This is a genomic window from Serratia sp. ASV30 (assembly GCF_016428815.1).
Taxonomy (GTDB): domain Bacteria; phylum Pseudomonadota; class Gammaproteobacteria; order Enterobacterales; family Enterobacteriaceae; genus Chania; species Chania fonticola_C.
The window spans coordinates 1-14,395 of record NZ_JAELTL010000017.1 but is presented as its reverse complement, the minus strand read 5'-3'; the positions used below and the strand labels follow the sequence as shown (position 1 = coordinate 14,395).

11 protein-coding genes are annotated in these 14,395 nt (G+C 52.2%); 4 read left to right on the top strand and 7 right to left on the bottom strand.

Annotated features, from left to right (window positions below):
- Nucleotides 1-593: 593 nt before the first annotated feature.
- Nucleotides 594-1,334, bottom strand: coding sequence for a hypothetical protein (locus JHD74_RS09965; protein ID WP_024527628.1), 741 nt, complete (start codon nt 1,332-1,334; stop codon nt 594-596).
- Between the two features lie 192 nt (nt 1,335-1,526).
- Nucleotides 1,527-2,726: an NAD(P)/FAD-dependent oxidoreductase gene (locus JHD74_RS09960; protein ID WP_199062634.1), complete on the bottom strand. Its 1,200-nt coding sequence runs from the start codon at nt 2,724-2,726 to the stop codon at nt 1,527-1,529.
- A 304-nt stretch (nt 2,727-3,030) separates the two neighbouring features.
- Here JHD74_RS09960 and pitA point away from each other — a divergent pair, with 304 nt between their 5' ends.
- Nucleotides 3,031-4,536 carry an inorganic phosphate transporter PitA gene (gene pitA / locus JHD74_RS09955; protein ID WP_024527629.1) on the top strand — a complete coding sequence of 502 codons (1,506 nt, stop codon included), beginning with the start codon at nt 3,031-3,033 and terminating at the stop codon, nt 4,534-4,536.
- A gap of 64 nt (nt 4,537-4,600) precedes the next feature.
- Here pitA and uspB read toward each other — a convergent pair whose 3' ends face one another.
- On the bottom strand, nt 4,601-4,936 hold the full coding sequence (gene uspB / locus JHD74_RS09950) for a universal stress protein UspB (RefSeq protein WP_024527630.1): 336 nt from the start codon (nt 4,934-4,936) through the stop codon (nt 4,601-4,603).
- A gap of 553 nt (nt 4,937-5,489) precedes the next feature.
- Between uspB and uspA the strand changes: the two genes are divergently transcribed.
- Both uspA and gdhA read left to right on the top strand, forming a co-directional pair.
- Nucleotides 5,490-5,924, top strand: a complete 435-nt coding sequence (uspA, locus tag JHD74_RS09945) for a universal stress protein UspA (RefSeq protein WP_021181773.1) — start codon at nt 5,490-5,492, stop codon at nt 5,922-5,924.
- Nucleotides 5,925-6,106: 182 nt separating this feature from the next.
- Nucleotides 6,107-7,450: an NADP-specific glutamate dehydrogenase gene (gene gdhA / locus JHD74_RS09940; protein WP_199062632.1), complete on the top strand. Its 1,344-nt coding sequence runs from the start codon at nt 6,107-6,109 to the stop codon at nt 7,448-7,450.
- A 70-nt stretch (nt 7,451-7,520) separates the two neighbouring features.
- Here gdhA and JHD74_RS09935 read toward each other — a convergent pair whose 3' ends face one another.
- The 3 genes from JHD74_RS09935 to prlC all read right to left on the bottom strand — a co-directional run bounded on the left by JHD74_RS09935 (nt 7,521) and on the right by prlC (nt 12,489).
- Entirely contained in the window at nt 7,521-9,413 is a 1,893-nt protein-coding gene (locus tag JHD74_RS09935) for a bifunctional UDP-sugar hydrolase/5'-nucleotidase (protein WP_199062670.1), read from the bottom strand.
- Between the two features lie 278 nt (nt 9,414-9,691).
- Entirely contained in the window at nt 9,692-10,438 is a 747-nt protein-coding gene (gene rsmJ / locus JHD74_RS09930) for a 16S rRNA (guanine(1516)-N(2))-methyltransferase RsmJ (protein ID WP_199062630.1), read from the bottom strand.
- A gap of 8 nt (nt 10,439-10,446) precedes the next feature.
- Nucleotides 10,447-12,489 (bottom strand): oligopeptidase A, encoded by a 2,043-nt coding sequence (gene prlC, locus JHD74_RS09925; RefSeq protein ID WP_024527634.1) that lies wholly within the window; start codon nt 12,487-12,489, stop codon nt 10,447-10,449.
- A 422-nt stretch (nt 12,490-12,911) separates the two neighbouring features.
- Between prlC and JHD74_RS09920 the strand changes: the two genes are divergently transcribed.
- Complete coding sequence (locus tag JHD74_RS09920; protein ID WP_199062669.1) at nt 12,912-13,391, top strand: Hcp family type VI secretion system effector; 480 nt, start codon at nt 12,912-12,914, stop codon at nt 13,389-13,391.
- A gap of 31 nt (nt 13,392-13,422) precedes the next feature.
- On the opposite strand, the gene JHD74_RS27045 is transcribed toward JHD74_RS09920, so the two are convergent.
- On the bottom strand, nt 13,423-13,782 hold the full coding sequence (locus JHD74_RS27045; RefSeq protein WP_370592628.1) for a DUF1240 domain-containing protein: 360 nt from the start codon (nt 13,780-13,782) through the stop codon (nt 13,423-13,425).
- Nucleotides 13,783-14,395: the final 613 nt, after the last annotated feature.

Sequence of the window (14,395 nt, the reverse complement as noted above, 5' to 3'; positions counted from 1 at the left end):
TTGCCTAGATATGATTAATAATCAGCACGTTAACATGTATTAACGACTCACAACAAACCACAAGCGCCCCTAACCAAGCTGGCCCTATACAAGATAGGTTTTTCCAGCCATGGTTTATTGATATAGGTCACATTGCGTAAAGATCGCCAAATTTTTATATCCCACCAATGACTAGGATAATTCGCACAATTTCTATGAAACCACCTTTTTTACTTAAAAAAAGATAAAATTCCTACTGTGGTCTCTATCTATCTCTAACCTAAATTGGGTAAAAAAAACCAAATTTTGCTGTAAGTTTTCCGTTAAAAACAATAGAAAAACGCGATCGCAAAAAGCAGAAGGATATTCTGAAAAAACACGATAGTTGTAAACGTAAAGTTATTACCAACCAGATTATTCTCACACACCATTTATTATCTCGAAAATGGCCAAGAGCAAGGTCTTGCTGGCCGAAAGGTAAACGTTCACCCTGCGATGAGACGATAGCAGTTGCGGGGGTCAGGAGATGCCGGGGTGTCTAGGGTATCTGAGGAAGCTGGAAACAGGCCCGAAGCCTGAACATGGCCTCAGATTTTGAGGCCATGTTCACGCAATTACGGTTTCTTGCAGGGAGCGGGGGCGTATTTAGCATCCCCAGGAAACGCCTGCGGTTGGCAATCAGGCAGGCCCGGCATTGCCATTTCATAAACCGCCACGCCAATCACGCCGGTATTCTCTTTTTCGCCCGCCAGTGAACTCGCAGCGTAGGAGTCATCCGGTTTTGCAAAACGGAATGCGGCAACGGACGAGTCACTTTTACGGAAGCCCTCAATCACCAGAGTTCCTTTTGGTGAAACCAGATAGCCGGAATTGCGCAGTGAGCCACTGCGGCCAGAAATCACGTCCAGGCCGTCAACAGCGGTTACCACCTCATAGGTTTTGTTTGGGCTGGTGTTATAGAAGAACAGTTGGTAGCGCTCGCCATCATTGGCAGAGAATGAAAACTCGCCATTTTTATAGCGATTGAGCGCGAAATCCCGATTATTTTCGGTCTGCACCCGCATTCTGACGGAAGACAACACGATCTCATTGGTGTACTGCCCATTACTGGACGCTGCCGCGCTGTACAACACTTTGGCGACACTGTCTGGAGAGGAATGCATACGCTTCGCGTCAACGGTGGTCACTTTAGAGTAAACATCCTCACCCCATGCCGTTCCCAGTTTATTTTCCTGAGCTACAGGAGCCGGAGCTGAGGCGGATTCAGCCACCGCACGTGAAGAGGAAATCTTTTGGCTACAGCCGGAAACCAACACCAGAGAAGCCAGTAATGCTAAACCGCATTTGATTTTCATCAGCAGAACTTTCCTTGTTATTATTTGAATAAGAGTGCGCTTGCCTCAACGCACGAGCCGAGCCCATTATTCTGAATTACGTCCGATGTTCCTATCTCTAAAGTTCTTAAATTAAACGATTGATTATCTGAATTGGCGCAGAATACCGCGCCTCTTCATGGCGAGCCGTTTTCAGAAATGCCTGCCATCTCTTTAAGATTTCTGCGCAGCCAAAGCCTGTGCACAAGCCCACGCCGAACTCCAGGCCCACTGGAAGTTATACCCCCCCAGCCAGCCTGTCACGTCCACCACCTCACCGATAAAGTACAGGCCCGGTACCTTACTCGCCTCCATGGTTTTGGAAGAAAGCTCATTGGTGTCCACACCGCCCAGGGTCACTTCCGCAGTACGGTAACCCTCAGTGCCATTGGGTTGTACACGCCAGTTTTGCAAACTATCAACCAACGCCGCCTGCTGCGTTGGATTGAGCTGCTTTAGCGTCGCTTCCGGCAGTTGTCCCAACTCTTGCAGCAATTCCACCAGGCGCTTCGGCAAGTGCAAAGCCAGGGTATTTTTCAGGCTCTGGTTAGGATGTGCCTGGCGCTGTTCGTTAAGAAAGCCCACCAGGTCTAGCGTAGGGAGTAAGTTAATGCTCACAAACTCACCAGGCTGCCAGTAGCTGGAGATCTGCAGGATAGCCGGACCAGAAAGCCCCCGATGCGTAAACAGGATGCTTTCACGAAAGCTGGTGCCATCTTCCGCCGTGACCACTGCGGGAACCGAAACGCCAGACAGCGCCTGGGATTGCTCCAACAGCGGCTTATGCAGCGTAAAGGGCACCAAACCGGCCCGGGTCGGTAACACTTTCAGACCAAACTGTTCCGCCAGCTTATAGCCAAAGGGAGTGGCGCCTAAGCCCGGCATGGAAAGCCCGCCGCTCGCCACCACAAGTGAGCGAGCACTCACACACTCTCCATTAAGCGTCAATTCGAAGCCCTGGTCGGTTTTTTCAACGCTCAGAACCTCGCTGCGCAGGCGCGTTACCACCTGACCCAGTTCGCACTCTTGCACCAACAGATCGACGACCTGTTGCGCAGAGTCATCACAAAACAGCTGCCCCAAGGTTTTTTCGTGATAGGCGATGCCGTAGCGGTTAATCAGATCGATAAAATCCCATTGGGTATAGCGTGCCAATGCAGATTTGCAGAAATGGGGATTATTCGAGAGGTAGGCCGCCGGTTCAACGGACATGTTGGTGAAGTTACAGCGCCCGCCGCCAGACATCAGGATCTTGCGGCCCGGTTTTTTGCCATTGTCGAGTAATAGCACCCGGCAACCCAGTTGCCCTGCCTGCGCAGCACAAAACATCCCTGCGGCACCCGCACCAATAACGACAACATCAAACTGTTCCACCCAGACCTCTCTTTGCAATAACCACAACAATCACGGCAACAAGAGCGTATTTTACGCCATTTCACTGCCTGTATGCCGCTAAATCCGCGGTGAGGGATTGTAAAGACATCGGTGGGGAACGCCAACGTAAGAAAATGTTAACGTGCGTAAACGGCAGTAACATGCTGAAATTGCATCGATTCAGCCGTGACGCAACGCCCGCGGCAACAGGTAAATTCAAAAAACGTCATATTTTCCTTTTCCCCGACACCGGTTGTCGCCGATAATGCGCGGCGTTCATGTCCACAAACCTGGCGTAACGCTTATGCTGCATTTGTTCACTGGCCTGGATTTCCATACCGGCCTGATGTTAGTCCTCGCATTGTTGTTCGTGCTGTTCTATGAGGCCATTAACGGCTTCCATGATACGGCCAATGCGGTCGCTACTGTAATTTACACCCGTGCTATGCGCTCGCAGATTGCGGTCGTTATGGCTGGCCTGTTCAACTTTCTTGGCGTGATGCTCGGCGGTTTGAGTGTTGCCTACGCCATTGTTCACCTGCTACCAACCGATCTGTTGTTGAACGTCAGTTCAGCACACGGGTTAGCCATGGTCTTTTCCATGCTGTTGGCGGCAATTATCTGGAACCTCGGTACTTGGTATTTCGGGCTACCGGCCTCCAGCTCCCATACCCTGATTGGTGCCATTATCGGCGTCGGCTTGACCAATGCGTTGGTGACCAACACCTCGGTGGTCGACGCGTTGAACGTGCCAAAAATGATCAGCATCTTCCTGTCACTCATCTTCTCCCCGCTGGTCGGGATGATGATTGCCGGGCTGATGGTGTTTGTGCTGCGCCGTTACTGGAGCAATACCAAAAAACGTCAGCGCATTCATATGACTCCGGCGGAACGTGAGAAGGTCGATGGCAAACGTAAGCCACCGTTCTGGACGCGTATCGCTCTGATCTTGTCAGCTATCGGCGTGAGCTTCTCACACGGCGCGAACGACGGTCAGAAAGGTATCGGTCTGATTATGCTGGTGCTGATCGGTGTTGCCCCTGCGGGCTTCGTGCTCAATATGAGTGCGACCGGTTACGACATTACCCGTACTCGTGATGCCGTAAGCCACCTGCAGCAATTCTACCAACAGCATGGCGACTCTCTGGCACATGTGGCCACGCAGACGCCGCTGGTTCCTGCGCCTCAAGACGTGGTTCCAAAGCCTGATCAACCGGTTGAGTTCCACTGCGACAGTTCACGTGCCCTGATCGCCGTAGATCGCTCTCTGGGCCTGCTGAACAACCTGCAAAGTTACGATCAACTGACGGTTGACCAGCGCAGCCAACTGCGCCGCCTGCTGATGTGCGTAACGGAAACCGCAGACAAGGTTGCCAAGCTGCCAGAAACCTCAGTGGACGATCAACGCTTCCTGAAGAATCTGCGCTCCGATCTGTTGGAAACCGTTGAATATGCACCAACCTGGATTATCGTCGCGGTAGCCTTGGCACTGTCCCTCGGTACCATGGTAGGTTGGCGACGCGTTGCTACCACTATCGGTGAGAAAATCGGTAAGAAAGGCATGACCTACGCTCAGGGGGTATCTGCACAGATGACCGCCGCCCTGTCGATTGGCGTGGCCAGCTATACCGGTATGCCGGTTTCCACTACTCACGTACTCTCTTCGGCGGTCGCCGGGACGATGATCGTGGACGGTGGTGGCGTGCAGAGCAAAACCGTCAAGAACATCCTGTTGGCCTGGGTACTGACCCTGCCAGTCTCGATTCTGCTTTCCGGTGGCCTATACTGGCTGGCGCTGAAAGTGATCTGACGATTGCCCATCACAACAATGGCGGCCAAAGTGGCCGCCATTTTTTTGCCTTGCTATCGCCCGCCTAATACCAGATCGCCATCGCCACCAGGCTGATCACCACGAGCCCACATAACGAAGACGTCAGTACAAACTGGCTGCGGACACGCTGACAGCGGCGAATGAATTCCGGGTCGTGGTGCTCCATATAGCGTTGCGTAAAGATATAGCGCACCAGCCGTATCTGCTTGCTCGGCTGGCCGTGCGAAGTAAAGAACCCCCCGCCATCGACGTATTGGTAAAGTAACGGGTCGCAGCCGCGTAAAACAAATAGCAGCGCACGCAGAGAAGAAAAATACCGGGCCATGTTAATCACACAGACCACACACAATGCCCAAAACAGCGCGACGGTACTAATCATGATAGCCCCCTCAAGGCGTTGTTATCCCGGACACCCGCCGGGCCAACGTCCCTACTTCATACCTTATGCTGCCGGAGCCTTGGCTCCCATCCCCCTAGCACCCTACGGACCCGAAGATACCCACAACCTCTGACCGCTTGATAAACCAGCCTTGCAACGATCAGAGGAAATAAGTGGGGCCCACATTCACTAGTGTAGAATAATGAAACGCAAACAGATCCCGGTGGCGTATAAAATTTACAGTCAGGGCCAAATTCTTCATCTACCCGCTCTCCGCTCGGATAACCGTCATAAGCTATACTTTGAGCAACAATGCTTATAATTCAATCGGTCAAACGGCGGATAGCCGTATAAGCCATAGGATTTTTTGCCCCGGCGGTGTAAAACGGGTGGGGTAAACGTATAAACAAGGGTGATTGATGCGGTGCAGTGTGATCGCCCCAACATATCATTGTGTTATCTGGATGGTACTATGCAGGTAAGGCGAAAGCGCCAAGCTGGAACACTGAATGCCTGCCCCCTTTAATCGGCATTATATGGAAGGAGTATTCTCATGGCTTACAAACACATACTGATTGCGGTTGACCTATCACCGGAAAGTAAAATCCTGGTCGAGAAAGCGGTATCAATGGCGCGGCCGTACAATGCCAAAGTCTCTCTGATCCACGTTGATGTAAACTATTCCGATCTGTATACCGGCCTGATCGACGTCAATCTTGGCGATATGCAAAAGCGTATTTCTGAAGAAACCCACCATGCGTTAACCGAGCTGTCGCAAAATGCGGGCTATCCTATCACCGAAACCCTGAGCGGCAGCGGCGATCTGGCGCAGGTGCTGGTTGATGCGATTAAAAAATACGATATGGATCTGGTGTTGTGTGGACATCACCAGGATTTCTGGAGCAAATTGATGTCCTCTGCGCGCCAGTTAATCAATACGGTACACATCGATATGCTGATTGTGCCGCTGCGCGACGAAGAAAAGTAAGTATTCGCTAACCTGTTTGACCAACGCCCGCCCTGCGCGGGCGTTTTTCATGGTTTCCTGTTATTTATTGCTTGTTAATCAGCCACCCCACAGTGATATAGTCGAGGTAGACACAACATCCTCCCCAACTGTGAGACACATCATAAAAACAGGGGAACCAATATGCTAAACAGGAGCTATCCATGGAACAGGCTGTATCGCTAGAATCCTTTCTAAAATCCTTACAACGTCATAACTCGCATCAACCGGAATATCTGCAGGCAGTGCGTGAAGTCTTTACCTCTCTGTGGCCATTCATCGAGCGTAACCCCCATTATCGTGACCACGCCCTGTTAGAGCGCCTGGTAGAGCCTGAGCGTATCATTCAGTTTCGCGTCAGCTGGATCGACGATCAGGGCAAAGTTCAGGTAAACCGCGCCTACCGCATCCAGTTCAACTCCGCCATTGGGCCATACAAAGGGGGGATGCGTTTCCATCCTTCGGTTAACACCTCCATTCTGAAGTTCCTCGGTTTTGAACAGACCTTCAAGAATGCCCTGACCACGCTGCCTATGGGCGGCGGCAAGGGGGGGGCAGACTTTGATCCCAAAGGCAAAAGCCAGGGCGAAATCATGCGCTTCTGCCAATCGCTGATGACCGAGCTTTATCGTCACCTGGGCCCAGATACCGACGTACCAGCCGGGGATATCGGCGTAGGTGGCCGCGAAGTGGGCTTTATGGCCGGCATGATGAAAAAACTGTCCAACAACACCAGTTGCGTATTCACCGGCAAAGGCCTGTCGTTCGGCGGCAGCCTGATCCGCCCGGAAGCTACCGGTTACGGCCTGGTGTACTTCACCGATTCAATGCTGCAGCGCCATGGCCTGGGCTTTGAAGGGATGCGTGTCGCAGTTTCCGGCTCCGGTAACGTGGCGCAATACACTATTGAGAAAGCGTTGGAGCTGGATGCACGGGTGATCACCGTTTCCGATTCCGGCGGTACCGTAGTGGATGAAGCGGGCTTCACCACTGAAAAACTGGCACATCTGGCCGAAATCAAAAACCAGCGCTATGGCCGGGTTGCCGATTACGCCCGCGAGCGTGGCCTGACCTATCTGGCCGGTGAAAGCCCGTGGAACGTGCCGGTGGATATCGCCCTGCCTTGTGCCACCCAGAACGAGCTGGATCTGGAAGCCGCACAGGTGCTGATCCGCAACGGGGTCAAAGCCGTGGCAGAAGGCGCTAATATGCCAACCACCATCCAGGCTACCGATGCCTTCCTGGAAGCGGGCGTACTGTTCGCACCGGGCAAAGCCGCCAACGCCGGTGGTGTTGCCACTTCCGGGCTGGAGATGGCGCAAAACGCCGCGCGCCTTAACTGGCGGGCAGAGAAGGTCGATATCCGTTTACGTCACATCATGGCGGATATCCATCAGTCCTGCGTCGAGTACGGCGGCGAAGGCAAGCAAACGCATTATGTTCACGGCGCCAACATTGCCGGGTTCGTTAAGATTGCCGATGCGATGCTGGCTCAAGGCGTGCTCTAACCTTACCCTTGAATGAGAAATGCCGGCGAATATGCCGGCATTTTTTTATCAGGTTGGCAGTGGCTTAGCCTCAATTAATGGCTTCGATAATCACCAACCGATCGTTCAGCCGCTGTTTGATGACCGGATCGGTTGCCTCTTGCGCCTGTTTTTGCAGCGCCGCAACCTGTTGCTTCATCATTTGCGGATCGCTAAATAGCAGTTCTTTGACGTTGATGGAGGCCACGTTGGTATAGCGCCCATCATCGGTGGTTGGCACGCTGATTTTGCCGTCATTGAGCAACTTGTCCACAATCTTGCGCTCACGTTCATACCCTTCCAGCCCCACCAGCTTCCAGCGGTGCATCACTTTGCCCTGGTATTCGCCCTTCTTCACCTCGGTCAGATAGCGAATAGTGAGATTACGGATAGTCCCTGCCTCCTCGCCGAACTCCGCTTTGGTATCTGACAGCACCGGGAACTGCATCCCCTCCAGTACGCCACCTTTCTGCGTCAGGTGACCCATGCGATAGCTGTTCATCCCCAACTGGATCGGCGTGCTGTCGGTCACTGGAGTACCGTCGTTCAATTTCAACTCGGTGATGCGCTGCCCAACGGGTTTACGCAGATCGATGGTATAGGTCACGCCATCAAAGAAGTCATTGGTTGAGTATTTGGACGATCGGCGCTGTGGGTTAAAGCTGTAGGTGACATCGCCATCATGCTGCTGGTTGAAGTAGTCCGCTGACCACTCCATGTACTTTTTCAGCTCTTTACCGGTCAGTTGGTAGACGGTGATTTCGCCACCGGCATATTGATAGTTGAAGGCGATATCCTTGGCGGTGATGGTGCCCACGTTCAGCTTCGGCCTGTCGTTATCAATCTGCAACGCGATCACCTGCGCCTTAGGTGCGTAGTGTCGGGCCGCTTCCTGATACAGGGCGCTGATGCCGGTATCCTGAATATGTACCTGCGGGATGCCTTTCACCGCATCTGGTGGCACCAGATCCTGGCCAGTCAGCTGCGCAATCGGCCGGTTGGCGTTGGCACGCAGGATGGTGTGGAACGGCTGGTAGATCTCTTCGAGCTTTTTGTCGGAACTGATGCCTTTAATCGGGTAGGTGTAGCTGTCTTTATTGATCAGCACGTATTTGCCGTTTTGCTGCTCAAATTGCAGATCGATGCGCGACAGCGCACGGCCGTATTTGTCCGGCTCGGTGACGATCACACCGTTGATCACCTCTTTATCCACCTTGACGTGCATATGCCCGGCAACGATCGCCGCCAACTCTGGGTTGGCCCGCGCGATATCGCCCACGCCGGTGCCCGGCCGCTGGTTCTCATTATCGACCCCCATATGGGCCACCAGCACGATGGCGTCCACCTGGCCGTGGATCTGCTGGATCACCTTTTTCACCGCCTGCACCGGATCGGTAAACGTCAGGCCGTCGATGCGATCGGTGCCCTTGGCAAATTCGGCGGTCATCGGCGTATCCATACCGATAATGCCAATCTTCACCCCCTGGCGCTCAACGATCTTATAGGCGGGCAGGTAAGGCTTGCCGCTGTCCCAGAGAATATTCCCCGCCAGCGCGGTGCCTTTGAACTGGCTGAGTGGGGTTGCCAGTGCCTTCAGGCCAAAATCGAACTCGTGGTTACCCATCACCCATACGTCGTAGTCCAACGCGTTAAAGCCGAGGATCATCGGGCTGGTTTTGTCATTCTTGAAGGTTTCAACAAAGTTGCCCTGAATGGTATCCCCGGCGTCTACCAGGATCACGTTCGGCTGCTGGGCACGGACTTTATGCACCTGGGTGGCAATCTGGCTGAGGCTGCCCGCCAGGTTCTCGGTGTCGGTAGAGTAATCCCAAGGCACGAAGGTGCCATGCAGATCGGAGGTGCCCAGAATGGTGATATTTACCGGTTCAGCGGCCATGGCAGAGGTACTCAAGCAAAGCAGCAGGGAAAGCAGCGTCTTTTTCATCATGTTGTTTCATTATAGTTGATTGTAATTAAACAGGATTATGCGACGCACATCTCAGCGTTACCAGTGACATTGCAGAATGAGCATGGGAAATGTGAGGAGGGTCTATGAATTCCCCCTCACCCCAACCCTCTCCCGCAGGGAGAGGGAGCTGCAACAGTGATGGGAATGAGTTAAGCAATGACAGTTGCAAAGGTCGAACGAACAAGCCAAGCTGTGGCACATTCGGTCCCCTCTCCTTTTGGGAGAGGGTTAGGGTGAGGGTAAAAACGTTTATCTTACAAAGGCATATAAATATCGAAACGGTGATTCTTGGTGGTCGTGGCTGCATGAGCAGGAACGTCGGCCAGCGGAGGGGCATAATCCGGTCGTTTCACCACGACCCTTTTGGTGGCCAGCCTGCGGGCTGGCTCCAGCAAGCCGTCGGCATCATCATCACTGCCCACCAGCGACTGAAATACCCGCATCTCTTTTTTCACCAATGCGCTCTTCTGCTTATGCGGATACATTGGGTCGAGATACACCACTTCCGGGCGTGGATCGAGATCGCTCAGCGCCGTCAGGCTGGAGGCATGAAGCAACGTCATGCGTTCACGTAGCCAAGGGCCGATCTCCGCGTCCTGATAGCCCCGATGCAGTCCGTCTTCCAGCAACGCAGCAACGACTGGATCACGCTCCAACATGCGAACCTGGCAACCCAGCGATGCCAAAACAAACGCGTCACGCCCTAACCCGGCAGTGGCATCCACCACGCTAGGCACATAGCTGCCTTTGATACCTACCGCTTTGGCCACAGCTTCGCCACGGCCGCCGCCGAAACGCCGCCGATGGGCCATCGGGCCAGCGATAAAATCGACGTAGATAGCGCCAAGCTTTGGCTCGTCGCGCTTGCGCAGCTCCAACCGTTCTGGCGTCAGCACCAGCGCCATCGTCGCATCTTCGTCGCTGGTTAGCTGCCAACGATCGGCCAAAATAGACAAGGCGCCGGGATCGGCGCCTGCTTCACACAATAAAAACACGCTCACTTGGCGGGTTACCCTTTAATACCGTAATGGCGCAGCATAGCATCCAGCTTCGGTTCACGGCCACGGAAGCGTTTGAACAATTCCATCGGCTCTTCGGAACCCCCGCGTGACAGGATGTTATCGAGGAAGGATTGACCGGTTTCAGCGTTGAAAATCCCTTCGTCTTCAAAGCGCGAGTAGGCATCTGCCGACAACACTTCCGCCCACAGGTAGCTGTAGTAACCCGCCGCATAGCCACCAGCAAAGATATGGCTGAATGCGTGTGGGAAACGGCCCCAGCTTGGTGAAGGCACCACCGCCACCATTTTCTTCACTTCGGCCAGGGTTGGCAGGATCTGCGCCCCTTTTTCCGGGCTGTATTCGGCGTGCATACGGAAATCGAACAGGCCAAACTCCAGCTGACGCAGGATAAACAGCGCTGCCTGATAGTTTTTCGCTTCCAGCATTTTGTCCAGCAGGGCTTTCGGCAGTGGTTCGCCAGTCTGGAAGTGACCAGAGATAAATGCCAACGCCTCCGGCTCCCAGCACCAGTTTTCCATAAACTGGCTTGGCAGCTCTACCGCATCCCAAGGCACACCGTTGATACCAGAAACCCCGGCGGTATCGATCTGCGTCAGCATATGGTGCAGACCGTGGCCAAACTCATGGAACAGCGTGGTGACTTCGTTATGAGTAAACAGCGCCGGCTGGTCGCCCAGCGGGCGGTTAAAGTTACAGGTCAGATAAGCCACCGGCTTTTGCAATTCGCCATTGGCTTTGCGCAGGCTGCCGACGCAATCATCCATCCATGCACCACCGCGCTTGTTCTCGCGGGCATACAAGTCCAGATAGAAGCTGCCACGCAGTTCACCTTTGGCATCGAACAGATCGAAGAAACGCACCTCCGGATGCCAGGTATCGACACCCTGACGCTCTTTGGCGGTGATGCCGTAAATACGGTTAACCACTTCGAACAGCCCTTCCAGCACGCGCTGTTCCGGGAAGTATGGGCGCAGTTGCTCATCACTGATGGAGAACAGATGTTGCTTCTGTTTTTCTCCGTAATAACTGATATCCCAAGCCTCTAGCTCATCCACACCATAGTGCTGCTTGGCAAAGGCACGTAGCTGTGCCAGTTCCTGTTCTGCCTGAGGGCGAGCGCGCTTGGCCAGATCGCTCAGGAAACCGAGCACCTGCTCCGGGCTTTCTGCCATCTTGGTCGCCAGTGATTTATCCGCATAGCTGGCAAAACCCAGCAGCTGTGCCAGTTCGTGGCGCAGAGCTAGCGTTTCCGCCATCACTTCGCTGTTATCCCACTTACCGGCATTTGGTCCCTGATCGGAGGCGCGGGTGGTGAAGGCACGATACATCTCTTCACGCAACGCCTGGTTATCGGCATAGGTCATCACCGGCAAATAGCTCGGCATGTCCAGCGTCAGCAACCAGCCTTCCTGCTCCTTAGCCTGTGCCATCGCCTGGGCTTGGGCCAGTGCGCTTTCCGGTAGGCCGCTCAGCTCATTCACATCGGTGATCAATTTGCTCCAACCCATGGTGGCATCGAGCACATTGTTGCTGTAGGTCGAACCCAGTTCGGATAGACGCGCCACTATCTCGCCGTAACGCTTTTGTTTTTCCTTTGGCAGGCCAATGCCCGACAGCTCAAAATCACGCAGCGCGTTTTCTACCGACTTGCGCTGTGGCGCAGTCAGTTTGGCAAAGCCTTCGCCCTCTTTCAGATTACGATAGGCCTGGTACAGCCCTTCATGCTGACCCACCCAAGTACCGTATTCGGAAAGCAGCGGCAGCGCCTGTTCGTAAGCTTCGCGCAGTTCCGGGCTGTTTTTTACCGAGTTTAGGTGGCCAATAGGTGACCAGATGCGTGACAGGCGATCGTCAGATTCGGCCAGCGGCTGACATAGATTTTCCCAGGTAAACGGCCCCGGTTGTGCCACGACGCGCTCAACCGCAGCACGGCAGTCGGCCAGTGCGGATGTCACCGCGGGGACGATATCTTCAGGGCGAATGGCAGAAAACGGCGGTAAGGCAAACGGTGTCAGCAACGCATTGGTCATAGAGGAAGTCCTGATTAGGGTGGTGGACCCGATGCGCACATCAGGCCAGACAAAGATAAACTTCTATCTAACATGGTGCCAACTGACGGGAAAATCAATGGTCAAGCGTGTGATTGCATCCGTTTCTTCACTAACGCGGATCGTTTAGTGAAGAAGATAAGCCACGATTGCATTAAGTAGGAAGGCGCCCCCGCTAAGGACATATAAAACACTCTCATTTTCATTAATACCCATTTCGAGACACGTGCATATGCATACAATGCACTTGATAAATCATTTTTATTTATTGATAAAGCTTATATTCTGAGTTAAAAAATCAAGTCTATGCGCAAAAAACCATGTTAATTAAGCTTAATTTGATACAGAATGGTTTGGAGTTCTTTTTAACCGATCTCAGTCAATTACATTACAAGGAGTTTATGATGGCAAACAATATTTACGTGGCGATTAACGGAAAACAGCAAGGGTTGATATCGGCAGGGTGTTCTACAGCGGATTCAATCGGCAACAAGCACCAGTTAGGCCACGAAAACCAGATACTGGTTCTTAAGCTCGCGCATAACATCAGCCGGGGCGAAAATGTGATGCATAACCCAGTGATTTTTGTTAAGCCTCAGGATAAATCATCCCCTTTGTTTTTGCTGGCTATTTCTAATAACGAGTTGCTGAACCTTAAGTTTGATTTTTACCGCACATCGCAAAATGGTGCTCAAGAGTTGTACTACACGATCGAACTCAGAGAGGCGACCATCGTAGATTTCAACATAAACTATCCCCACTGCTTAACGCATTCTAGTGCACAACCCGAAGAAATTATCTCTGTACGTTATAAAGATATTATTTTCCAGCACCATATCGCTGGCACATCAGGTTATAGCGTATGGGACGACAGAGTTTATTAACGACTAGCTGGGTCTCTTTTACCAAGAGGCCCTAACGTCTATAAACTGCTCTGGGTCTTTTAAGCACTTGGGTTCCTCTTTTTTTACATTCGCTGACATCTTTGATATAGAGTGTCTCCCCATATATACTTTTTTTCCAACAGATACCATAACCATGTTGATCCAATGCGGTGGTAAAATGCCAATTAAATAGAGTCGCAACAATCATACCAAGCATGGTGATTCGACAAGACCATATCGTTATCATTTTAAATCTAATGAAATCCTTATCACCAGTAAAAAAAGAATACCCTCCTATAATGATAAGCAAGACACTGACTGGCCACGCAGAGATAATATAAGTGCCGAGTCTATTGAACGACACGACTGAGGGAAAACTAAAGCTAACCATGTAGTTACCTACCAGCGGGAAAATCAATAGAATACCCATAACACCGATGAACAAAACTAATAATGCACTTAGTCTTTCTTGCATTGTGGCCTTTATCGTATTTTTCCTTTTTGATTTTTTCATATTTTATTATAAATCAATTAATTATTGATTGCTTACTCACCACATTTATTACATCACCCACTATATTCGCAGTAGACCTAAGAGACAAAAAATCTATTTTATTCCTATGATCAAGACCCTACTGCCACCTGCACAATTTGCATATTTTTTAGTAAGCTGATCTTGGTTTTCTAAGTACCTCTGTACCTCTTTTTTTACATTCCTCGGCATCTTTGATATAGAGTGTCTCTGAGTACAAGCTTCTTTTCCAACAGGTGCCATAGCCATGCTGATCCAACACTGTGGTAAAATGCCAATTAAAAATAAAGGCGACAACAAGCAAAAAAGCGGTAAGGCGCAAAGAGTATATAAGCTGTCTCTTATACACATCTGACGCTGCCGACGATGCCAACTGGGTGTAGATCTCGGTGGTCGGCGGAGCGTGAGAGGGGGGGGGGGGGGGGGGGGGGGGGGGGGGGGGGGGGGGGGGGGGGGGGGGGGGGGGGGGGGG